Here is a 22,414-nt window from a genome sequence, read left to right as displayed (position 1 = left end):
CCCGGGTCTCCCACGCGTTAGGCCGGATACATGGCACACCTCCCCACCCCGCCGCGCGCCGTGCGGAAGATCCGTTCCGCCTTGCGGACCTTCCTGGCGCATGAGGCGACCAGCGGGCTGGTCCTGATGGCGGCGGCGGCGGTCGCGTTGATGGTCGCCAACTCGCCACTCGCCGACGCGTATTTCCACGTGCTCCACGTCGCGACCGGCCCGGTGCTCGCGCCTGCGATCGGGCCGATGACGGTGCATCTGTGGATCAACGACGGGCTGATGGCCGTGTTCTTCCTGTTCGTCGGGCTCGAGATCAAGCGCGAGCTGGTCGACGGACAATTGTCCTCGCCGGCACGACGGCGCCTGCCGGTCGTCGCGGCCGCGGCGGGGATGATCGTTCCCGCGCTCGTCTTCCTCGCGATCGCCGGTGGCAATCCGATGTTCCGCGCCGGCTGGGCGATCCCCGCCGCGACCGACATCGCCTTTGCGATCGGCGTGCTCGCGCTGCTCGGCCGGCGCGTCAGCCCGGCGCTTAAGCTGTTCCTCACGACGGTCGCGATCGTCGACGATTGCGGCGCGGTCGCGATCATCGCGCTGGCCTATACCAGCGGGATCGACCTGGTCGCACTCGGCGGGGCGGTCGGCGTGGTGCTGATCCTGCTGGTGCTCAAGAACCGGCGCGTAATGCAGATCTGGCCGTATCTGGTGGGGTTCGCCGCACTCTGGTGGCTGGTGCTGCTGTCGGGCGTGCATGCGACCGTCGCCGGCGTCGTCACCGCCGCGCTGATCCCGGTGACGCGGTCGCCGGGCATGCCGGATTCGGTTGAATCGCCGCTCCACCGGCTCGAACATGCGCTGTCGCCGTGGGTGTCGTTCGGGATCGTGCCGCTGTTCGCCTTCGCCAACGCCGGGGTATCGTTCGCCGGCATCAGCCCGGCGGTGGCGCTCGACCCGCTCGTGCTCGGCATCGCGGGCGGGCTGTTCCTGGGCAAACAGGCCGGGATCATGGGCGGCGTCGCGCTCGCCGAACGGCTCGGGATCGCGCGACGACCGAAGGGGATGCGCTGGATCCAGCTGTACGGCGTCGCACTGCTCGCGGGGATCGGTTTCACGATGAGCCTGTTTATCGGGGGACTGGCGTTTCCGGGCAGCGAAGCGTTGCAGGACGAGGTCAAGATCGGCGTGCTCGCCGGATCGACGCTGGCGGCGGTGGCGGGCTATCTGGTCCTGCGACTGGTCCCGGCGACACGAAAGGAACGCGATGCGTAGCTTCTTCTCTCCCCGCCAGCTCGCGCATGCGCCGGCGCAGGAGCTCCACAACGGCGGCTTCACCGCTTATGCCGAGACACCGTCGCGCGCGGAGGCGATCCTCGCCGCGATCGGCGGCGCGGAAACCCCGGAGGATCGCGGCGACGCGGCGATCCGCGCGGTCCATACCGACGATTACCTCGCGTTCCTGCGCGACGGCCCGGGGCGCTGGGCGGCGGCGGGGCGGCCGGGGGATGCGATGGGCTATGTCTGGCCGGTGGTCGGGCGGCGGTCGCTCAGGCTCGACCGGATCGACGGGCAGATCGGGCGCTACAGCTTCGACGCCTCGACCCCGCTGACCGCGCAAAGCTGGGACTCGGCCTATGCCAGCGCGCAAAGCGTGCTCGCCGCGACGCATGCCGTACTCGAGGGCGAACGCGCGGCGTTCGCGCTGTGCCGCCCGCCCGGCCATCATGCCGGCGCGGATTATTACGGCGGCTATTGCTACCTCAACACCGCAGCGATCGCCGCGCAGGCCGCGCGAGAGGCGGGGCGGCAGCGCGTCGCGATCCTCGATATCGATTATCACCACGGCAACGGCACGCAGGACATCTTCTGGGATCGCGGCGACGTGTTCTACGCGAGCATCCATGCCGATCCCGCGAGCGATTACCCGTTCTACTGGGGCCATGCCGACGAGACCGGCGCGGGCGACGGCGAGGGCGCGACGCTCAACCTGCCGCTGCCGCAAGGCGCCGGCCTCGCGCCGTTCCGCCGCGCGCAGGATCAGGCGCTGGAAGCGATCGCGCGGTTCGCGCCCGACCTGCTCGTCGTCAGCTTCGGCGCGGATACGTGGGAGAGCGATCCGATCGCGCATTTCAAGCTGACCACCGACGATTATGCCGTGCTTGCGCGGGACATCGCCGCGTGCGGCTGGCCCAGCGTGATCGCGATGGAGGGCGGCTATGCGGTCGATGCTTTGGGCCGGAACGTCGCCAGCCTGTTGTCCGGCTTCTGATGGCGGCGCATGCCAAGGGGAGTGCCGGATACCGCCGCCTGACGCTGGCGATGTTGTTCGCGGGCTTCTCGACCTTTTCGCTGCTCTATTCGGTCCAGCCGCTGCTTCCGGTCTTCGCGGCGCAATTCGGCGTCAAGGCGGAAGGCGCGAGCCTTGCCGTCTCGCTCGCGACCGGGCCGCTGGCGATCGGGATCCTGTTTGCCGGCGCGCTGTCCGACCGGATCGGGCGGCGGCCGATGATGGTCGCCGCGATGTTCCTCGCCGGCCTGTTCAGCCTTGCCACCGCGATCGCGCCGAACTGGACGGTGCTGCTCGCGCTGCGCTTCGCCACGGGAGTCGCGCTGGCGGGGGTGCCCGCGGTGGCGATGGCCTATGTCGCGGAGGAGGTCGACCATGCCTCGGTCGGGTCTGCGATGGGCCTGTATATCGCGGGCAGCGCGATCGGCGGGATGGCGGGGCGGCTCGGCGTCAGCCTGATCGCCGAGGTCGCCGACTGGCGCTGGGCGCTCGGGATCGTCGGGCTGGCGGGGCTGGCGATGGCGGAGGCGTTCCGGCGGCTCGCGCCCGAGTCGCAGGGCTTCGTCCGGCGGACGCAGCGGCGTGGATCGGTCTGGCAGGCGACGCGAACGCTGTTCGCGGATCGCGCGCTGCCGCTGCTCTATGCCGAGGCGTTCCTGCTGATGGGCGTCTTCGTCACGCTCTACAACTATGTCGGGTTCCGCCTGATGGCCCCGCCGTACGGCCTGGGTCATGCGGCCGTCGGGGCAATCTTCCTGCTGTACCTGCTCGGGTCGGCGAGTTCGGCCTGGTTCGGGGCGCTGGCGGGGCGACGCGGGCGGCGGCTGGTGTTCTGGATGCCGGTGGTCCTGCTGATCGCGGGCATCGCGCTGACCGCGACCACGCCGTTGTGGAGCGTCATCGCCGGGATCGCGGCGGTGACGATCGGCTTCTTCGGCGCGCATTCGATCGCCAGCGCCTGGGTCGGGCGGCGCGCGTTGGAGCATCGCGGGCAAGGCACCGCGCTGTACCTGTTCTTTTATTATGCCGGATCGAGCGTGCTGGGCTCGGCCGGTGGAATCGCCTGGACGCGCGCGGGGTGGCCGGGGGTCACGCTGTTCTGCCTGATGCTCGGTGCGGCCGCACTGGTCGTCGCGCTGATGCTGCGGCGCGTGCCGCCCTTGCCCGACCAGACCGTGACGCCACCCAAGCCGATCGGCAGCGATTGACGCGAAACGGGTGACGAGGTTCAGCGGACCGATGCGCTGCACAAACCGCGAACCCCCACGCGGGGCGCGCAAACGATTCGCTGAACCTGCCGACTCGTACTCGCTGCCCCCCCGAGCAACGGCATGGTTCATGCCGAGTAACGGCGCCGCAAACAACAAGGAATGTTGCGCTACCATAATAAAACGGGCGACCCTTTCGGGCCGCCCGCTTTAGCCGCTCGACGTCGGTCACGCCGCTCAGAGCTTGCCGGTCAGCTCCGGCAGGATCTTGAACAGATCCCCGACCAGGCCGATGTCCGCGACCTGGAAGATCGGCGCATCCTCGTCCTTGTTGATCGCGATGATCGTCTTGGAATCCTTCATGCCCGCGAGATGCTGGATCGCGCCCGAGATGCCGACCGCGACATAGACTTCCGGCGCGACGATCTTGCCGGTCTGGCCGACCTGATAGTCGTTCGGGGCATAGCCCGCGTCGACCGCCGCACGGCTCGCGCCGACGCCGGCACCGAGCTTGTCGGCGAGCGGATCGATCAGTTCGTGGAACTTGTCGCCCGACCCGAGCGCACGCCCACCCGAGACGATGATCTTGGCCGAGGTCAGCTCGGGCCGCTCCGACTTGGCGATCTCGCTGCCGACATAGGTCGACACGCCGAGGTCGCCGGTCGTCGCGACCGCCTCGATCGTGCCCGTGCCCCCCTGGGTCGCCGCCTTGGCAAAGGCGGTGCCGCGGACGGTGATGACCTTCTTGGCGTCCTTCGACTGGACCGTCGCGATCGCGTTGCCTGCATAAATCGGGCGCGTGAACGTGTCCTCGCTCTCGACCGACAGGATGTCGCTGATCTGCATGACATCGAGCAGCGCGGCGACGCGCGGCGCGATGTTCTTGCCATTGGTGGTGGCGGGCGCGAGGAACGCGTCGTGATCGCCCATCAGCTGGACGATCAGCGGCGCGACGTTCTCGGCGAGCGCATGCGCATAGGCGGCGTCGTCGGCGACATGCACCTTGCCCACGCCCGCGATCTTCGCGGCTTCGGCGGCGACGGCGTCGACGCCCTGGCCAGCGACGAGCAGATGCACCTCGCCGAGCTGCGCAGCGGCGGTGACCACGGCGAGCGTGGCGTCCTTGACGGTGGCACCGTCATGTTCGACCCAAACGAGCGTCTTCACTTGGAAACTCCCATCGTCTTGAGCTTGGCAACCAGTTCATCCACGTCCGCGACCTTCACGCCGGCGGAGCGCTTGGCGGGTTCGACCACCTTGAGCGTGGTCAGGCGCGGGCTGACGTCGACCCCGAAATCGGCCGGTGTCTTCTGCGCCATCGGCTTGGACTTGGCCTTCATGATGTTGGGCAGCGACGCGTAGCGCGGTTCGTTGAGCCGCAGGTCGACCGTCACGATCGCCGGGAGCTTGAGCGTCTCGGTCTCCGACCCGCCATCGACCTCGCGCGTCACGGTGACGCTGTCGCTGGCGAGCTCGACCTTCGACGCGAACGTCGCCTGACCGACACCGAGCAACCCCGCGAGCATCTGCCCGGTCTGGTTGTTGTCGTCGTCGATCGCCTGCTTGCCGAGGATCACCAGATCGGGCTTTTCCTCGTCGACGATGGCTTTCAGCAGCTTGGCAACGCCGAGCGGCTCGACCCGGTCCTCGGACACGACCAGGATCGCCCGGTCGGCGCCCATCGCGAGCGCGGTGCGCAGCGTTTCCTGGCTCTTCTGCTCGCCGATCGACACGACGACGATCTCGGTGACACCCTTATCTTTGAGCCGGATCGCTTCCTCGACCGCGATCTCATCGAACGGGTTCATGCTCATCTTGACGTTCGCCAGATCGACGCCCGTTCCATCCGCCTTCACGCGGGGTTTCACATTGTAATCAAGCACCCGCTTGACCGGTACCAGCACCTTCATCGGCTATCCCTTCCAAGGTCGATTGCGTTCGCCGCCTGCATTTAAGGCGGTGCATCTGGCGAGCAGATGGCTATTTTCCGCGCTTTTCGCAAGTACGGTACGGAAAACCCTGCCTGACGTAACGGCATTTCATTTGTCCGGTCAAACTATTCCGGGCCTAAACGAAAAAGGGGCCCGGACGTTTCCGTCCAGGCCCCCCGATTTTCGCGAATCACGCCGGATCAGGCGGCCTTCTGGACCTCGGCGACGATCTTCTTGGCGGCATCGCCAAGATCGTTCGCAGGAACGATCGCGAGACCCGAGGACGCGAGGATTTCCTTGCCCTTCTCGACATTGGTGCCTTCGAGGCGGACGACCAGCGGCACCGCGAGGTTCACTTCCTTCGCCGCGGCAACGATGCCCTCGGCGATGATGTCGCAGCGCATGATCCCGCCGAAGATGTTGACGAGAATGCCCTTCACCGCGGGATCGCTCAGGATGATCTTGAACGCCGCGGTGACCTTCTCCTTGTTCGCGCCGCCGCCGACGTCGAGGAAGTTGGCCGGGAACATGCCGTTCAATTTGATGATGTCCATCGTCGCCATCGCGAGACCGGCGCCGTTGACCATGCAGCCGATGTCGCCATCGAGCTTGATATAGGCGAGGTCGTACTTCGACGCCTCGAGCTCGGCCGGATCTTCCTCGGTCTCGTCGCGGAGCTCCAGCAGGTCCTTGTGGCGGAACATCGCATTGCCATCGAACGCGACCTTGGCGTCGAGCACCATCAGCTTGTTGTCTTCGGTGACCGCGAGCGGGTTAATCTCGATCTGCTCGGCATCGGTGCCCATGAACGCATCGTACAGCTTGGACGCGACGTTCGCGGCCTGCTTGGCGAGATCGCCCTTGAGCTCGAGGGCTGCCGCGACCGCACGGCCGTGATGCGGCTGGAAGCCGGTTGCGCAATCGATGTCGATGGCGTGGATCTTCTCGGGGGTGTCGTGCGCGACGGTCTCGATGTCCATCCCGCCCTCGGTCGAGGCGACCATCGACACGCGGCCGGTGGCACGGTTGACGAGCAGCGCGAGGTAGAATTCCTTGGCGATGTCGACGCCGTCGGTGACGTACAGGCGGTTGACCTGCTTGCCGGCATCGCCGGTCTGGATCGTCACCAGCGTGTTGCCGAGCATGTCGGTCGCGGCCGCACGGACCTCGTCAGCGGTCTTGGCGAGGCGGACGCCGCCCTTTGCGTCGGGGCCGAGTTCCTTGAACTTGCCCTTGCCGCGGCCACCCGCGTGGATCTGCGCCTTGACGACGTAGAGCGGCCCGGGGAGCTTCTCCGATGCTGCAACCGCTTCCTCGACCGACATGGCGGAAAAGCCCGCCGGAACCGGCACGCCGAATTTCGCCAGGAGTTCCTTGGCCTGATATTCGTGGATGTTCATGGGTTCGTGCCTTTCAGAGGTCGAGTTTGCGAGTGCCTTAAGCACAGCGGGCGCGGTGAATCCACCCCTTGCGACCCTCGCCTTTGCGCCGCGGGTCGCCTATGTGGGAGGGATGTCGTGGATTGCTGCCCTTGCGCTGTTTCTCGCCACCGTCGTCGGGATGGAGGCTTTCGCTTACGCTGCGCACCGCTGGATCATGCATGGATTCGGCTGGTTCCTCCATGCCAGCCACCATGCGCCACGTACCGGCAACTGGGAGCTGAACGACTGGTATGCCGCGATCTTCGCGGTGCCGTCGTTCGTGCTGCTGCTCGGCGGCGTGCAGCTTGGCTGGTGGCCGGGATGCACCTGGATCGGCGCGGGGATCGCGGCGTACGGGGCGATCTATTTCGGGTTTCACGACATCATCGTGCACCGCCGCCTGCCGACCCGCTATCTGCCCAAATCCGCCTATATGAAGCGGATCATCCAGGCGCACCGGTTGCACCATGTGGTCGAGACCAGGGACGGAAGCGTCAGCTTCGGGTTTCTGGTCGCGCAACGGCCGGAAGTCCTGAAGGCGGAGCTGAAACGCCGCCACCGCGCCGGGGTGCGCGCGCCGATGACGCAGCGCGACCCGATCCACTGAGGCGCGGGGGGCGTCGTCCCCCGGCTCAGTCGAACAGCGACGACACCGAGCTTTCGTCCGCGATCCGGCGGATCGCTTCCGCGAGCAGCGGCGCGATCGTCAGGTTGCGGATGCGCTTGGCGTCCTTGATCACCTCGTGCGTCCCGATCGAATCGGTGATCACCAGTTCCTCGAGCGCCGACCCCTCGACGCGCGCGACCGCGCCGCCCGACAGCACGCCGTGCGTGACATAGGCCGCAACGCCCTCGGCGCCCGCCTGCTTCAGCGCGGCGGCGGCGTTGCACAGGGTGCCGGCCGAATCGACGATGTCGTCGATCAGGATGCAGAAGCGGCCCTCGACCTCGCCGATGATGTTCATCACCTCGGATTCACCCGCGCGCTCGCGGCGCTTGTCGACGATCGCGAGCGGGGCGTTGTCGAGTCGCTTGGCCAGCGCGCGCGCGCGGACTACGCCGCCGACGTCGGGCGAGACGACCATCAGGTTGCGGCTGCCATAGCGCGTCAGGATGTCCGCCGACATCACGGGGGCGGCGAACAGATTGTCGGTCGGGATGTCGAAGAACCCCTGGATCTGCCCGGCGTGGAGATCGACCGACAGGACGCGGTCGGCGCCCGCGACGGTGATCAGGTTGGCGACGAGCTTGGCCGAGATCGGGGTGCGCGGGCCGGGTTTGCGGTCCTGCCGGGCATAGCCGAAATAGGGCACAACCGCGGTGATCCGCTTGGCCGACGCGCGCTTGAGCGCATCGATGCAGATCAGCAATTCCATGAGGTTGTCGTTCGCCGGGTAGCCGGTCGACTGGAGCACGAAGACGTCCTCGCCGCGGACGTTCTCGTGAATCTCGACGAACACTTCCTCGTCGGCGAAGCGGCGGACGCTCGCCTGGGTCAGCGGGATCTCGAGATAGGCGGCAATGTCGCGAGCCAGCGGGAGATTGGCGTTCCCGGTGAGAAGTTTCATGTGTGGCCGCCCTTACTGCGTAACAAATTTGCGACTCCCTTAGAAGCGCGATCCGGATCGCGAAAGGGGGCGGGGGGACAAACCTTGCCGCGCTTGCCCCGGATCGCGACGGTGCGTAGGCCACGCACATGACCGTCCGCACCCGTTTCGCCCCGTCGCCCACCGGGCACCTCCACGTTGGCAACATCCGCGCCGCGCTGCACAACTGGTTGTGGGCGCAGCGCTCCGGCGGACAGTTCTGGCTGCGGATCGACGATACCGATGCGGAGCGCAGCGAGGAGCGTTTCGTCGACGCGATCCGCGCGGATCTTGCGTGGCTCGGGCTGGTGCCCGATGGCGAGGAACGCCAGTCCGCGCGCTTTGCCTTGTACGAGGCGCGCTTCGAGGCGTTGCGCGCGGCGGGTCGGGTGTATCCCGCCTATGAGACGTCGCAGGAGCTCGACCTCAAGCGCAAGATCGCCGCCGGACGCGGGCTGCCGCCGATCTATGACCGGGCTGCGCTCGCGCTGAGCGATTCGGATCGCGCCGCTCTGGAAGCCGAGGGCGTCCGGCCGCACTGGCGCTTCAAGCTCGATCACGAAACCCCGATCATGTGGGACGACCTGATCCGCGGGCCGCAGAAGTTCGACGCCGCGACGATGAGCGACCCGGTGATCCGCCGCGCCGACGGATCGTGGCTCTACATGCTGCCCTCCGCGATCGACGATGCCGAGATGGGGATCACGCATGTCGTACGCGGCGAGGACCATGTCTCGAACACCGCGCTCCAGCTTCAGATGTTCGATGCGATGGGGGTGCCTGCGCCCGCCTTCGCGCATGAGGCGCTGCTGACCGGGGCGGAAGGCAAATTGTCCAAGCGGCTGGGGTCGCTCGGCGTCGCGCATTTCCGCGAGAGCGGGATCGAACCCGAAGCGGTGCGCGCCTTGCTCGCGCGGATTGGGACGAGCTTGCCGGTCGAGCCCTTGGTCGAGACCCAGGCGCTGGTCGAGAGCTTCGACTTCGCCAGGTTCGGCCGCGCGCCAGCGCGGTTCGACGAGGCGGAACTCAGCGGGTTGAACGCCAAGATCGTCCACCAGCTCGCTTTCGCGCAGGTCGCCGACCGGCTTCCCGCCGGGATGGGCGAAGCGGAATGGGCAGCGGTGCGGCCCAACCTGACGACGGTCGCCGAGGCCGCCGACTGGTGGCGCGTGATCGAAGGCCCGATCACCGCGGAGCGCGACCCCGCCGACGCCGACTTCCTCGCCTCGGCGGCGCGGCTGACCAACGTCATCGCCTGGGACGCCGACCCGTGGCACGCGCTGACCGCCGCGCTCAAGCAGGAGACCGGGCGCAGCGGCAAGGCGCTGTTCCTGCCGCTGCGCCGCGCGCTGACCGGGCTCGATCACGGGCCCGACATGAAGGCGCTGCTGCCGCTGATCGGACAGGATCGGGCGCGCGAGCGGCTGGCGGGGTAGGACCGCCGCCGGAAGGTTAGGGGAAGGTTAGGGATAAACGCAGTCGTTTCGCGCGCGTTCTCCGAAGGGAAGGTCAAGCGAGCGGATCTGTCAAAGAGCGTGCCCGGAGCTTAGCGGAATCGCGGCGTGTAGGACATGCGGGATGGATATCTGTTCCAACCCGGGTCAGGTCGCCGGGCCGGACGCGCCGCACCGCACCGGCGGCAAGCCACCGCTTCGCGCGTTCGGACAGAATCATGCGCCCGCAGGCGGCGCTATGACATGAGACAACGTCTCTTGCGCTGGTAACGTTATGATGTAACATCCTCGATTAGTCCCGGCGCAGACCGGGCGGTCTTAGGTGGAGATGAGCGCATGGTTGCAGATCGCTATTCCCGGCCCGGCGGACTCAATCCGGGCGGCGTCGCCTTTGCGCTTGGCGCGAGCGGCGTGCTGCTGTTCGGGCTTTCGCTGACTGCCCCGCATTTCGTCCAGCATTTCGTCCCGACGATCGAGGCGACCAACATCCCGCTGCCGACCGATCCGCCCCCGCCCGAACATCCCAAGCCGCAGCCGAAGAGCGTGCTGCCCAAGACGGTGACGCCCAAGCCGATCGATCACGTCGATGTCACGGATCCGCCGATCCCGGTGACGACCGGCGGCATCACCGGGGTGAAGGTCGACCTTCCGCCGCTGGGCGGGACGGCCACGGCCGGGGACAGCGGGGATGTGGGGACGATCCCGCTGCCGCCCGCGCCGGTCCTCACCCCGGCCCGGATCGACGCGCGGTACCGCGACTCGTTCCAGCCCGCCTATCCCGCGGACGAACGTCTTGCCGAACATGAGGGCCGAGTCGTCGTGCGCGTGCTGGTCGGCACGGACGGGCGAGTGAAGCAGGTCGAGGCGATCAGCGCGGCGTCGCCCGCATTCCTGGAGGCGACTCGCCGCCAGGCGCTGACCAAATGGCGCTTCACCCCGGCGACGCGCGACGGCGTGGCGGTCGAGGCGTGGCAGCAGATGGCGGTCCGCTTCCAGCTCGGGCAGGAATAGCGTGCGCGGGCGGGGCTGGCGCAGCCCCCTGCCCGCGCCTATCTCTCCTCCCATGAAGTTCCTGCAATATCTCTCGCCCAGGCAGGCGTTCCGCGACGTGAAGGGGTATGTCACGACGCGGCGGCCGCATCAGCTCGGCTTCATGGGGGTCGCACTCGCGCTGACGTACGTGATGATCATGGGCGTGATCTATGAATCGCGGATCCCGCCCAAGCCGTATCACCGCGACATCATCTATGTGCAGAATTGGCGGCTCGACCGCACCGATGCGCAGATCATCGCGCAGCAGAAGATCGACGGCGCGGCGAAGGCCAAGCAGGACGCCGAGCTCGAGCGACTGAAGGCGGAACGCCGCGCGCAATTCAAGAAGGTGAACGACGGGCTGAAGGCCTGGGGGATCTAGCGATGGGCGATCATCGCTGGATCGGCGCGGCGCTTGCGCTGGCGTCGCGCGGTCGCGGGCGGACCGCGCCCAACCCGAACGTCGGATGCATCATCGTCGCGCCAGGAGACGGGGGAGGCAAGGTGGTCGGGCGTGGCTGGACGCAGCCCGGCGGACGCCCCCATGCCGAGGCGATGGCGCTCGCGCAGGCGGGCGACCGCGCACGCGGTGCGACGGTCTATGTCACGCTCGAACCGTGCGCGCATGTCTCGCCGCGCGGGCCCGCCTGCGCCGACCTGCTGATCCTGTCGAACGTCGCGCGCGTCGTCGTCGCGCTGCGCGATCCCGACGCGCGCACCGATGGCGTGGGGATTGCGCGGTTGCGCGAGGCGGGGATCGTGGTCGACGTGGGGACCGGCGAGGCTGCCGCGCGCGCGTCCATGGCGGGTTTCCTCACGCGGCTTGCGTTGCGCCGTCCGTACGTGACGCTCAAGCTCGCCATGTCGCTCGACGGCGCGATGGCGATGGAGTCGGGGACGAGCAAGTGGATCACCGGCCCCGAAGCACGCGCGCACGCGCATCTCGAACGGTCGCGGCACGAGGCGATCCTCGTCGGCCGCGCGACGATCGACGCGGATTCGCCCGCGCTCGACGTCCGGCTTGCCGGACTCGACGATCGCGCGCCGCGGCGGCTGATCCTGTCGCACACGCCCGCCTTCGCGCATTCCGATGCCGACTCCGGTGCATGGGAAAATGTCGCGTCGCCAGAAGCAATTGCGGCGCTCGACCAAGTCGATCACGTGCTGGTCGAGGGCGGCCCCGCCACTGCGGCGGCGTTCCTCGCGGCCGATCTGGTCGACCGCCTGTTGCTGTACCGCGCGCCGATCGTGATCGGTGGCGGGCGCACGCTTCCTGACATCGGATTGACCGCGCTGGCCGACGCGCATGGCCGCTGGGCCTTGACCGATGCGCGCACCCTTGGCAGCGACCGGCTCGAGGTTTACGAACGCGTAAGGGCACCCCTTGCCGCGGCAACGACGGGCGCAAGAGGATAAAGCGATGTTCACCGGGATCATTACCGACATCGGCACGATCGACCGAGTCGAGCAGCGCGGCGACCTGCGCGTCATCGTCGCGACCGGCTATGACATGAGCGGGGTCGATCTCGGCGCGTCGATTGCGTGCTCGGGCGTGTGTCTGACGGTCGTGGACAAGGGTGTAAATGGGGGCGGCGACGCGCTTGGCGGCTGGTTCGCCGCCGACGTATCGGGAGAAACGCTGTCGCGCACCGCCGCGGGGCAATGGACCGACGGCGCGAAGCTCAATCTGGAACGCGCGCTCAAGCTCGGCGAGGAACTCGGCGGGCATATCGTGACGGGGCATGTCGACGGGATCGGCGAAGTGGTCTCGACCACGACCGAGGGCGGATCGCTCCGTGTCGTGATCGCCGCCGGGCCCGACATCGCGCCGTTCGTCGCGCCCAAGGGGTCGATCACGCTCGACGGCGTGTCGCTCACCGTCAACAGCGTCGAGGACGTCGTCGAGAATGGGGACGACCGCGTGCTCGTCGGGATCAACCTGATCCCGCACACCGCCGCGGTCACCACGCTCGGCAGTCTTCAGGCCGGTTCGCCGATCAATATCGAGATCGACGTGCTGGCGCGGTATCTCAAGCGAATGGAGCATTATCGTGGCCGTTAACCCATCGACCGGTCCCGAAGTCGCGCGCCTGCGCCACGGCTTCCTGTCGTCGCCCGAGGAACTGATCGACGAGGCCAAGAACGGCCGCATGTTCATCCTGGTCGATGACGAGGATCGCGAGAATGAGGGCGACCTCGTCATTCCCGCGCAGATGGCGACCCCGGAGAAGATCAACTTCATGGCCAAGCATGGCCGTGGACTGATCTGCCTCGCGATGACCAAGAAGCGCGTCGAGGAGCTCGGGCTCGGGCTGATGAGCCGCCACAATGGCACGCGACACGAAACCGCCTTCACCACCTCGATCGAGGCACGCGACGGGGTGACGACGGGCATTTCGGCCGCCGACCGCGCGCGGACCATCTCGGTCGCGATCGATTCGTCCAAGGGCAAGGAGGAGATTGTCACGCCGGGCCACGTCTTCCCGCTGGTCGCGCGCGATGGCGGCGTGCTGGTGCGTGCCGGGCATACCGAGGCGGCGGTCGACGTGTCGCGGCTGGCGGGGCTCAATCCTTCGGGCGTGATCTGCGAGATCATGAACGAGGACGGCACGATGAGCCGGCTCGACGACCTCGTCGGCTTCGCGCAGCTCCATAATCTCAAGATCGGGACGATCCGCGACCTGATCGCCTATCGCCGCCGCCACGACCATCTCGTCGAGAAGCGCGCCGAAATGGCGTTCGAGTCGAAATGGGGCGGGCAGTGGAAAGCGATGACCTTCCACAACAAGGCGACCGGCGACGAGACGATCGCGCTGGTCAAGGGCAAGATCGACCCGGCCAAGCCGACCTTGGTGCGGATGCACACCGCCTCCTATTTCGTCGACATGTTCGGCGAGACGTCGGAACGATCGGGCCTGTTGTCGGGGGCGATGGAAGCGATCGCCGCGGAAGGCGCGGGGGTGATCGTCGTGATCAACCGCCCGATGAAGGATTCGGTCACGCGCTTCATCAAGCTGCGCGGCGAGGGCAAGGGCGCGGGCGCGCCCGAGGTCGAGGAACTCCGCGATTACGGCGTCGGCGCGCAGATCCTCGCCGAACTCGGGGTCGAGGAAATGATCCTGCTGACCAACACGCATCACGCGCTCGTCGGGCTCGAAGGCTATGGCCTGTCGATCGTCGACGAACGCACCATCCCCGGCACGGGCGGAGAATAATGGCCAAGATCCTCATCGTCGAAGCGCGCTTCTACGACCATCTCAACGACCTGCTGCTCGAAGGCGCGCGCGCCGCGATAGAGGAGGCGGGGCACAGCCACGAGACGATCACCGTGCCGGGCGCGCTCGAGATTCCCGGCGCGGTCGCGCTGGCGGCGGACAGCGACCAGTATGACGGGTTCGTCGCTTTGGGCGTCGTGATCCGCGGCGAGACCTATCATTTCGAGATCGTCGCGGGCGAAAGCGCGCGCGGTCTGATGGCGCTGTCGATGGACGGGCTGGCGATCGGCAACGGCATTTTGACAACCGAGAACGAAGCGCAGGCGCTGACGCGCGCGCGTAGGCACGAGAAGGACAAGGGCGGGGAAGCTGCCAAGGCCGCTCTGGCGATGATCGCGCTGAAAGAACGATTCGGCTAAGGCGTGCGCGGGTTTATCGCGCACCCGCCATTCAGCACTCCCCGCACCGCTTTGCGCTTCCCCGGCGAAGCCGGGGCCCAGGAGCGCAGGTTTTGGTAACGAAGCGCAGCGCCTGAACTTCTCAAGTCCCTCTCTTGGGCCCCGGCCTTCGCCGGGGAAGCAGAATTGGAAAAAGTTAGAAGAGGGCTACCTTCGCCGGGGAAGCGCGGCGACGCTCGGCACACCCTCTTCCCACCGTCCCCCCGCTTACTTATACCGGTGTCAATAAGCGGGGAGAGCGACACGATGGCATACGCCCACACGTTCAAGGCCAATCCGCACTGGCTGCCGCGCCAGAAGCAATCCGCGATCCGCGCGATTCCCGGTGAGGACGGGCTTCCCTTCATCGGCAACACCTTCCGCATGCTGCGCGATCCGGGGGCGTTCGGGCGGCGGATGATCGCGACCTATGGCCCGGTGTTCCGCAACAATGCGTTCGGCGGCCCGACCGTGACGCTGGTCGGCGCGGACGCGAACGAACTGGTGCTGTTCGACCGCGACCGCGTGTTCTCGTCGGAACAGGGCTGGGGGCCGTTGCTCAACCTGCTGTTCCCGCGCGGGCTGATGCTGATGGATTTCGAAAAGCACCGCGCCGACCGCAAGGTGATGGCGGTCGCGTTCAAGCCCGAACCGATGCGGCATTATGCCGAGACGCTCAATGCGGGGATCGCGCGCGAAGTCGCGACCTGGAGCGATCGGCCGCTGCGCTTCTACGATGCGATCAAGGAACTGACGCTCGATCTCGCCGCCGAGAGTTTCCTCGGGATGCCGCTGGGGGAGGAGGCGAACCGCATCAACCAGGCGTTCGTCGACGAGGTTCAGGCGTCGATCACGCCGATCCGCATTCCCCTCCCCGGCACCCAAATGCGCAAGGGGGTCCGCGCGCGCGCCTATCTTGTCGACCTGTTCAAGCGCGAGATTCCGGCGCGGCGGGCGGGCGACGGGCAGGATTTCTTCTCGCAATTCTGTCGCGCGACCGGGGATGACGGGCAGCCGCTGTCGGCCGATGCGATCGCGGATCACATGAACTTCCTGATGATGGCGGCGCATGACACGATCACCTCGTCGGCGACGAGCCTCGTGATGCTGCTCGGACAGAATCCCGAATGGCAGGAGAAGCTGCGCGCGGAGATCGCCGGGCTCGGGCTCAACGACGACGGCGCGCTGCCCTATGGCCAGCTCGACCGGCTGGAACTGACCGACATGGCGTTCAAGGAAGCGCTGCGGATGATTCCGCCGGTGCCATCGCTGCCCAGGCGCGCGATCAAGGATTTCGATTTCGGCGGCTATCACATCCCGGCGGGCAGCACGGTCAGCGTCAGCGTCGCCTATACCCATATGATGCCCGCGCTATGGCCCGAGCCTTCGCGGTTCGATCCGCTGCGCTTTACGCCGGACGCGGTCCGGGCGCGGCACAAATATGCCTGGGTGCCGTTCGGGGGCGGGGCGCACATGTGCCTCGGGCTGCACTTTGCAACGATGCAGATCCGCATCCTGCTGACGCAGCTGCTGAGCCGGTATCGGATCGAGCTCGAGGCGGGGTCGGGGGCGGAATGGCAGGCCTGGCCGATCCCGCGGCCGAAGGACGGGTTGCCGCTGCGGTTCGTGAAGCTGGGGTAATTCCCCGTCCCCCAAGTCCGTCATTCGCGCGGAGGCCAGCCCCCTGCGAAAGATGGGTTACGGACGCAGTATCCGCTGTTTTCCCGCGAAGGCGGGAATCCAGAGCCGAGCAGACCGACGGCTTGCAGTTCTTGCAACCCCTGGACTCCCGCCTTCGCGGGAGAACAGCTATGGTTTTGCAGAGGCCATGCGCAGGCAGAACTCGTCTCGGACGTCTGATGTACCTGGCACCGTCAGCCGCTATGAATCCCCGCCTGCGCGGCGATGACGGTATTGGGGAAGGGACCGCCACGCCATCACTCGCGTGGCGGTCGTCAGGTAACGCTTACGCGTCCGCCTTCTGCAACGCGGGGTAGTCGATATACCCCTCCGGACCCTGGCTGTACCAGGTCCTGGCGTCGTCCTTCGCCAGCGGCGCGCCGGTGCGCAGGCGTTCGGGCAGGTCGGGGTTGCTGATGAACGTCCGTCCGAAGGCGATCGCATCGGCCACGCCCGAATCGAGGACGGCCTGCGCCTCCGCGACGGTCATGTAATCCGAGTTGAGCACCAGCGGCTTGCTGAACACCTTGCGGATCTCGGGCGACTGCTTGGGCACGTCGGTCCGGCCGAACGTCCCGTTCGGGCCGGGTTCGCGCAGTTCGAGGAAGGCGATGCCGATCTCGTCGAGCACCCTGGCGGCGGCGGTGAACAGGCCGGTCGCGTTGCTGTCGTCGACACCCTGCGAGTCGCCATTGGGCGACAGGCGCACCGCGGTGCGATCGGCACCGGCGACGCTCGCCACCCGCTCGGTCACCTCGCGCAGCAGGCGGATGCGATTCTCGATCGGGCCGCCATAGGCATCCTCGCGGAAGTTCGCGTTGTCGCGCAGGAACTGGTCGATCAGATAGCCATTGGCCGCATGAATCTGCACCCCGTCGAACCCGGCGGCGAGCGCGTTGCGAGTCGCCAGCGCGTAATCGTCGATCAAGCGCGGAATCTCCGACAGTTCGAGCGGACGCGCGGTCTCGAAGTCCTGCTTGCCCTCATAGGTGTGCGCCTGGCCCGCGGTCGCGGTCGCCGAGGAGGACACCGGCTGCGTGCCGATCACCGAGGAATGGACCTGGCGGCCCATGTGCCACAGCTGCACCATGATCCGGCCACCGGCGGCATGGACGCGATCGGTAATCGGCTTCCACGCCTCGACCTGCTCGTCGTTCCACAGGCCCGGTGCGAACGGCCAGCCCAGACCCTCGCGGCTGATCCCGGTCGCCTCGGTAATGATCAGGCCCGCGCTCGCGCGCTGCTCGTAATAGTCCTGCATCATCTCGGTCGGGACGAACGTCTTGGTCGACCGACCGCGCGTCAGCGGCGCCATAAGGATGCGATTGGGCGCGTGGATCGCGCCGAGCTGGATCGGATCGAACAGGCTGGGCATGTGCACAAGGTCCTTTTGCTGTGACGCAGCACAGATAGGAGGCTACACGGCGACATGCATCCGCGCTCCCCCGAAAGAAAAACTGTCGCCGCCCAAAAACCGCCTGAGCCGACAGCGCTCGCGATCGTCGCAGTGATCCTCGCCAACGTCGCGCTCGCGTTCGGGCCGTGGTTCGTCCGGCTTGCCGATGTCGGGCCGGTGTCCTCGGCGTTCTGGCGCATTACGCTCGCGGCGCCGCTGCTTGCCGGAACCGCGCTGGCGACGGGGTGGCGACCGTTCGGCGCGAACGGCGCCAATCTGTCGCGCCTGTTGTGGGGCATGATCGCGCTCGGCGGCATCTGCTTCGCGGCGGACCTGGGAAGCTGGCACCTCGGCATCCTGCGGACCACGCTCGCCAATGCGACTTTGTTCGGCAATTGCGCGATCCTGATGTTCCCGATCTACGGCTTCCTGGTCGCGCGCGCGTGGCCGACGCGGATCCAGGGCATCGCGCTGGCGCTGGCGACGGCGGGGGCGATCCTGCTGATGGGGCGCTCCTACCAGCTCGATTCGCGGCATCTGGCCGGCGATATGCTCTGCCTGCTCGCGGGGGTGCTCTACACCGCCTATTTCATCCTGATGGCGCGCGCGCGCACGACGCTGGCGCCGATCCCCGCGCTGGCGCTGTCGACGATGGCCAGCGTGCTGCCGCTGCTGATCTTCGCGCAAGCGCTCGGCGAACAGATGTGGCCGACCCATTGGGGACCGCTGATCGGGCTCGCGCTGGTCAGCCAGGTGATCGGGCAGGGGCTGATGATCTTTGCGCTCGGCAAGCTGCCGCCGCTCGTCGTCGGTCTCGCCCTGCTGGTGCAGCCGATGGTCGCGGCGACGATCGGCTGGAGCGTCTATGGCGAGAAACTGGGGCTGGCGGACCTGTTCGGCGCATCGCTCGTCGCGGTCGCGCTGGTGCTGGTAAGCCGTCGCGCACGCGACTAGATAGGGCGCATGGCCGATCCGATCCCGCTCCCCGTTCCAGCATCCGTTCCCGTCAACCGCCTCGCCGATGCGACGCTCGACGAAATCCGCGCGGCGCTGGCGCCGTCCATCGCGGACAATGCCGGGTTCGATGGCTGGGGCGATGCCGCGCGCGACATGGCGGCGGACCAGGCGGGGGTCGATCGCGACGTCGCGCGGCTGGCGTTTCCGGGTGGTGCCGTCGACATGATCGAGGCGTGGTTCGCGCAGGTCGATGCCGAGATGCTCGCGCGCCTGCCGCAGGCGCGGCTGACGATGATGAAGGTGCGCGACCGGATTCCCGCGCTGGTCGAGGCACGGCTCGACATCGTCGCGCCCAATCGCGAGGCCTTGCGGCGGGCGCTGGCGATCCTGGCGCTGCCGCAGAATGCGGTGCGCGGGGTCAAGCTCGGGTGGCATGCCGCCGATGTGATGTGGCGCGCGGCGGGCGACACCGCGACCGACTATAACCATTATACCAAGCGCACGCTGCTCTCCGGGGTCTATGCCGCGACCGTCACCGTGTTCCTCGACGACGACAGCGAGGGGCATGCGGATACGCGCGCGTTCCTTGCCCGGCGGATTTGGGGGATCATGCGGTTCGAGCGGATCAAGAGCCGGATCGTCAGCCAGTCCGAACTGCGCCCGAGTCTGTCGCGGTTTATCGGGCGGTTGCGCTACCCCGCGGTGTGATTCGGCGGCCACCCCGGCCTGCGCGAGACCACTTGCGAAACCACAATTGTTCTCCCGCGAAAGCGGGAGCCCAGGAGTCACGAGAGCTTTAAGGTGTTGTTTTGCTTGGCCCTGGATTCCCGCCTTCGCGGGAAAACAGCAAATAAGGGTCCAAAAGCTGACTTTCACAGAGGTCTCGCGCAGGGCGGGGCCGCTACGTTGGTCGCGGGACGGCGGTTCCGAATCCCGACATGGCGGCCCTGGCCTTCGCCGGGGTGACGGGGGTGTCGATCGCCTCCTGCGCCATCCTGCCGGCCGGATGCGACAAACTGCGAATGGCTCGCATTTAGTGCTGGCGTTGTCCTCGCGTTATTGATAATCACTCGCATCATGGATATGTCCAATCCCGTGAAGCTGCCCTTGAGCCTCGAATCGCTGCCGCATCGGCAGGTCGCGACGGTTGCCGCGATCGACTGGGCGCATCTGTCGACTCCCGAAGCGCGCCGTCTGCGCGAGCTCGGGTTCGATGAAGGCGTCGGGATCGAGGTGCTCCACCGCGCCAGCCTCGGCAAGGGACCGATCGCGTGCCGGATCGGCCGCATGACCGTCGCGCTGCGTCGCGCCGTTGCCAGCACGATCTTCGTTTCGCCCGTCACGCAATAAGTGACCCCATTACGATGACCGCCACGCCCCTCGTGGCGCTGGTCGGCAATCCCAATGCCGGCAAGAGCGCGCTGTTCAACGCGCTGACCGGCGCGCGCCAGAAGGTCGGCAATTATCCGGGCGTCACGGTCGAGCGGCATTCGGGACGACTCGCGCTGCCCGATGGCCGGATCGTCGACCTGGTCGACTTGCCCGGCGCATACAGCCTCGAACCCTCGAGCCCCGATGAGCGCGTCACGCGCGACGTCGTGACGGGGACGCAAGTCGGCGAGCGACTTCCCGATGCGCTGGTGGTGGTGGTCGACGCGTCCAACCTCGACAATCACCTGCGCTTCACGCTCCAGCTGATCGCGCTCGGCCTTCCTGTCGTCGTCGCGCTCAACATGTTCGATCTGGCGGAGCGCGACGGGCTGACGCTCGACCCCAAGAAGCTGTCCGAGGAACTGGGCGTGCCGGTCGTCCCCACCGTCGCGGTGCGGCGGCGCGGGCTCGAGGAACTCAAGACGCTGGTCGCCGCGATCGTCGATGCGGATGCCGCGATCCGGCTGCGCCCGAGCAACCATGCGATCGGCGAGGACATCGTCACCCTGCAACGCCGCGCACGGAAGATCGCGACCGCGGCGACCGTGGCGGAGGCGCCCGCGCGCCGCTGGGGCCATGCGTTCGATTCGGTCGCGCTTCACCCGATCTTCGGGCTGGTGCTGCTGTTCGTCATCCTGTTCGCGATGTTCCAGGCGGTGTTCTTCGCGGGTGCCGCGCCCGCGGATGCGATCGCGTCGGGGTTCGACTGGCTGTCCGGACTGGTCAAGGACGTGATGCCCGATTCGGTGCTGCGCTCGCTGATCACTGACGGGATCATCGCGGGGGTCGGCGCGGTGGTGAAGTTCCTGCCGCAGATCCTGATCATGTTCTTCTTCATCCTGGTGCTCGAGGCGAGCGGCTATATGGTCCGCGCCGCCTTCCTGATGGACCGGGTGATGGCGAGCGTCGGGCTGTCGGGCCGCGCGTTCATTCCGCTGCTGTCGAGCTTCGCCTGTGCGGTGCCGGGGATCATGTCGACGCGCACGATCGAGGACGAGAAGGACCGGCTGACCACGATCCTCGTCGCGCCGCTGATGACCTGTTCCGCTCGGTTGCCGGTCTATACGCTGGTGATCGGCGCGCTGATCCCCAACACCAAGGTGCTGCCGTTCGTCGGGTTGCAGGGGCTGGTGATGCTCGGGCTGTACATCATGGGGGTGGTCGGCGCGTTCGTCGTCGCGCTGGTGCTGCGCAGCACCGTGACCAAGGGCGAATCCTCGGGCTTCATGATGGAGATGCCCAAATATCAGATGCCGCGCGCGCGCGATCTGGCGATCGGGCTGTGGAGCCGCGCCGAGATCTTCCTCAAGCGCGCAGGCACGACGATCGCCTTCACGACGATCATCCTGTGGGCGCTGCTGAGCTTCCCCAAGCCGCCCGAAGGGAGCCCGGTCTCGGCGGTCAATTATTCGATCGCCGGGCGGATCGCCAACGGGATCGAGCCGGCATTCCGACCGATCGGCTTCAACCGCGACATCGTGCTCGCGCTGATCCCCGCGATGGCGGCGCGCGAGGTCGCGGTGGCGGCGCTCGGCACGGTCTATGCCATCGATACCGCGGGCGAGCAGAGCGAGGCGAAGATGGCGCAGACGCTCCACGCGCGCTGGAGCCTGCCGACCGCGCTCGCCTTCCTGATGTGGTTCGTGTTCGCGCCGCAATGCATTTCCACGATCGCCGTCACCCGGCGCGAGACCAACGGTTGGAAGTGGCCCGCCTTCATGGTTGGCTATTTGTTCGCGCTCGCCTACATCGCTGCGGGGGCGGTCTACTGGGCCGCGATAGGACTCGGGCTCTAAGGAGCCCCACAGCAGCGGGACTTGAGACTATGGCGGGCAGCGTCAACAAGGTGATCATCGTCGGCAATCTCGGCCGCGATCCCGAAAGCAAGAGCTTCCAGAACGGCGGCAAGGTCGTCAACCTGCGCATCGCGACGTCGGAAAGCTGGAAGGACAAGAACAGCGGCGAGCGCAAGGAGCAGACCGAATGGCATTCGGTCGCGATCTTCAACGAAGCGCTGGGCGGCGTCGCCGAGCGTTATCTGCGCAAGGGCTCGAAGGTCTATATCGAGGGCGCGCTCAAGACGCGCAAATGGCAGGATGCTCAAGGCCAGGACCGCTATTCGACCGAGATCGTGTTGCAGGGCTTCAACGGCGTGCTGACGATGCTCGACGGTGCGCCGGGTGCGGGCGGTGGTGCCGGCGGCGGTGGCGGCGCGCGGGATGACTTCGGCGGTGGTTCGGGCGGTGGCGGCTACGGCGGCGGCGGCGGCCGGGGCGGCGCGAGCCGGGGCGGTGCAGCGGGCGGCGGCGGCGGCATGGGCGGCGGCGCGGCGCGCGGTGGTTTCGCCGACGATCTCGATGACGACGTTCCGTTCTGAACCGAACCGGGTGT

Annotated in this window: 22 protein-coding genes; 17 read left to right on the top strand and 5 right to left on the bottom strand. The window is 67.3% G+C overall.

Features of this window, described 5'->3' with window-relative positions:
• The first annotated feature begins 30 nt into the window (after positions 1-30).
• Genes nhaA through L8K25_RS06610 form a run of 3 tightly spaced genes read left to right on the top strand, consistent with a single transcriptional unit; the run spans position 31 to position 3,483 of the window.
• Positions 31-1,260 carry a Na+/H+ antiporter NhaA gene (nhaA, locus tag L8K25_RS06620; protein ID WP_242138108.1) on the top strand — a complete coding sequence of 410 codons (1,230 nt, stop codon included), beginning with the start codon at positions 31-33 and terminating at the stop codon, positions 1,258-1,260.
• Complete coding sequence (locus L8K25_RS06615) at positions 1,253-2,257, top strand: histone deacetylase family protein (protein ID WP_242138107.1); 1,005 nt, start codon at positions 1,253-1,255, stop codon at positions 2,255-2,257. Before nhaA ends, L8K25_RS06615 begins: the two co-directional genes overlap by 8 nt.
• Positions 2,257-3,483 (top strand): MFS transporter, encoded by a 1,227-nt coding sequence (locus L8K25_RS06610; RefSeq protein ID WP_242138106.1) that lies wholly within the window; start codon positions 2,257-2,259, stop codon positions 3,481-3,483. The genes L8K25_RS06615 and L8K25_RS06610 overlap by 1 nt, the downstream gene beginning before the upstream one ends.
• 237 nt (positions 3,484-3,720) lie before the next feature.
• On the opposite strand, the gene L8K25_RS06605 is transcribed toward L8K25_RS06610, so the two are convergent.
• The 3 genes from L8K25_RS06605 to sucC all read right to left on the bottom strand — a co-directional run bounded on the left by L8K25_RS06605 (position 3,721) and on the right by sucC (position 6,814).
• Positions 3,721-4,650 carry an electron transfer flavoprotein subunit alpha/FixB family protein gene (locus tag L8K25_RS06605; protein WP_242138105.1) on the bottom strand — a complete coding sequence of 310 codons (930 nt, stop codon included), beginning with the start codon at positions 4,648-4,650 and terminating at the stop codon, positions 3,721-3,723.
• Positions 4,647-5,393 carry an electron transfer flavoprotein subunit beta/FixA family protein gene (locus L8K25_RS06600; protein WP_242138104.1) on the bottom strand — a complete coding sequence of 249 codons (747 nt, stop codon included), beginning with the start codon at positions 5,391-5,393 and terminating at the stop codon, positions 4,647-4,649. Before L8K25_RS06600 ends, L8K25_RS06605 begins: the two co-directional genes overlap by 4 nt.
• A gap of 221 nt (positions 5,394-5,614) precedes the next feature.
• The gene (gene sucC, locus L8K25_RS06595) at positions 5,615-6,814 is read right to left on the bottom strand and encodes an ADP-forming succinate--CoA ligase subunit beta (RefSeq protein ID WP_242138103.1); all 1,200 of its coding nucleotides are present in this window, start codon (positions 6,812-6,814) and stop codon (positions 5,615-5,617) included.
• A 112-nt stretch (positions 6,815-6,926) separates the two neighbouring features.
• On the opposite strand from sucC, the gene L8K25_RS06590 reads away from it, so the two are divergent.
• Positions 6,927-7,442 (top strand): sterol desaturase family protein, encoded by a 516-nt coding sequence (locus L8K25_RS06590; protein ID WP_242138722.1) that lies wholly within the window; start codon positions 6,927-6,929, stop codon positions 7,440-7,442.
• 25 nt (positions 7,443-7,467) lie between these two features.
• Here the strand turns inward: L8K25_RS06590 and L8K25_RS06585 are convergent, their stop codons facing one another.
• Positions 7,468-8,403 (bottom strand): ribose-phosphate pyrophosphokinase, encoded by a 936-nt coding sequence (locus L8K25_RS06585; RefSeq protein ID WP_242138102.1) that lies wholly within the window; start codon positions 8,401-8,403, stop codon positions 7,468-7,470.
• A gap of 128 nt (positions 8,404-8,531) precedes the next feature.
• On the opposite strand from L8K25_RS06585, the gene L8K25_RS06580 reads away from it, so the two are divergent.
• The 8 genes from L8K25_RS06580 to L8K25_RS06545 all read left to right on the top strand — a co-directional run bounded on the left by L8K25_RS06580 (position 8,532) and on the right by L8K25_RS06545 (position 16,200).
• Entirely contained in the window at positions 8,532-9,857 is a 1,326-nt protein-coding gene (locus tag L8K25_RS06580) for a glutamate--tRNA ligase (RefSeq protein ID WP_242138101.1), read from the top strand.
• 354 nt (positions 9,858-10,211) lie between these two features.
• Positions 10,212-10,886: a TonB family protein gene (locus L8K25_RS06575; RefSeq protein ID WP_242138100.1), complete on the top strand. Its 675-nt coding sequence runs from the start codon at positions 10,212-10,214 to the stop codon at positions 10,884-10,886.
• Between the two features lie 52 nt (positions 10,887-10,938).
• On the top strand, positions 10,939-11,289 hold the full coding sequence (locus L8K25_RS06570; RefSeq protein WP_242138099.1) for a hypothetical protein: 351 nt from the start codon (positions 10,939-10,941) through the stop codon (positions 11,287-11,289).
• A gap of 2 nt (positions 11,290-11,291) precedes the next feature.
• Positions 11,292-12,323: a bifunctional diaminohydroxyphosphoribosylaminopyrimidine deaminase/5-amino-6-(5-phosphoribosylamino)uracil reductase RibD gene (ribD, locus tag L8K25_RS06565; protein ID WP_242138098.1), complete on the top strand. Its 1,032-nt coding sequence runs from the start codon at positions 11,292-11,294 to the stop codon at positions 12,321-12,323.
• Between the two features lie 4 nt (positions 12,324-12,327).
• Positions 12,328-12,969, top strand: coding sequence for a riboflavin synthase (locus tag L8K25_RS06560; protein WP_242138097.1), 642 nt, complete (start codon positions 12,328-12,330; stop codon positions 12,967-12,969).
• The gene (gene ribB / locus L8K25_RS06555) at positions 12,959-14,122 is read left to right on the top strand and encodes a 3,4-dihydroxy-2-butanone-4-phosphate synthase (RefSeq protein WP_242138096.1); all 1,164 of its coding nucleotides are present in this window, start codon (positions 12,959-12,961) and stop codon (positions 14,120-14,122) included. The genes L8K25_RS06560 and ribB overlap by 11 nt, the downstream gene beginning before the upstream one ends.
• On the top strand, positions 14,122-14,541 hold the full coding sequence (ribH, locus tag L8K25_RS06550; protein ID WP_242138095.1) for a 6,7-dimethyl-8-ribityllumazine synthase: 420 nt from the start codon (positions 14,122-14,124) through the stop codon (positions 14,539-14,541). Before ribB ends, ribH begins: the two co-directional genes overlap by 1 nt.
• Positions 14,542-14,826: 285 nt before the next feature.
• On the top strand, positions 14,827-16,200 hold the full coding sequence (locus L8K25_RS06545; protein WP_242138094.1) for a cytochrome P450: 1,374 nt from the start codon (positions 14,827-14,829) through the stop codon (positions 16,198-16,200).
• 325 nt (positions 16,201-16,525) lie between these two features.
• Here the strand turns inward: L8K25_RS06545 and L8K25_RS06540 are convergent, their stop codons facing one another.
• Positions 16,526-17,614 carry an alkene reductase gene (locus L8K25_RS06540; protein WP_242138093.1) on the bottom strand — a complete coding sequence of 363 codons (1,089 nt, stop codon included), beginning with the start codon at positions 17,612-17,614 and terminating at the stop codon, positions 16,526-16,528.
• A gap of 54 nt (positions 17,615-17,668) precedes the next feature.
• Between L8K25_RS06540 and L8K25_RS06535 the strand changes: the two genes are divergently transcribed.
• The 5 genes from L8K25_RS06535 (at position 17,669) to ssb (ending at position 22,400) form a co-directional block, all read left to right on the top strand.
• Positions 17,669-18,589 (top strand): DMT family transporter, encoded by a 921-nt coding sequence (locus L8K25_RS06535; RefSeq protein WP_242138092.1) that lies wholly within the window; start codon positions 17,669-17,671, stop codon positions 18,587-18,589.
• 9 nt (positions 18,590-18,598) lie between these two features.
• Positions 18,599-19,300 (top strand): COQ9 family protein, encoded by a 702-nt coding sequence (locus L8K25_RS06530; RefSeq protein WP_242138091.1) that lies wholly within the window; start codon positions 18,599-18,601, stop codon positions 19,298-19,300.
• A gap of 369 nt (positions 19,301-19,669) precedes the next feature.
• The gene (locus L8K25_RS06525; RefSeq protein ID WP_131533015.1) at positions 19,670-19,942 is read left to right on the top strand and encodes a FeoA family protein; all 273 of its coding nucleotides are present in this window, start codon (positions 19,670-19,672) and stop codon (positions 19,940-19,942) included.
• A gap of 14 nt (positions 19,943-19,956) precedes the next feature.
• Positions 19,957-21,819, top strand: a complete 1,863-nt coding sequence (locus tag L8K25_RS06520; RefSeq protein ID WP_242138090.1) for a ferrous iron transporter B — start codon at positions 19,957-19,959, stop codon at positions 21,817-21,819.
• A gap of 29 nt (positions 21,820-21,848) precedes the next feature.
• Positions 21,849-22,400, top strand: coding sequence for a single-stranded DNA-binding protein (gene ssb, locus L8K25_RS06515; RefSeq protein ID WP_242138089.1), 552 nt, complete (start codon positions 21,849-21,851; stop codon positions 22,398-22,400).
• Positions 22,401-22,414 lie beyond the last annotated feature (14 nt).

This window comes from Sphingomonas sp. TREG-RG-20F-R18-01 (assembly GCF_022662475.1).
Classification (GTDB): domain Bacteria; phylum Pseudomonadota; class Alphaproteobacteria; order Sphingomonadales; family Sphingomonadaceae; genus Sphingomonas.
Note: the sequence above shows the minus strand (reverse complement) of the source record. Positions and strands in the feature narration are given on the sequence as shown.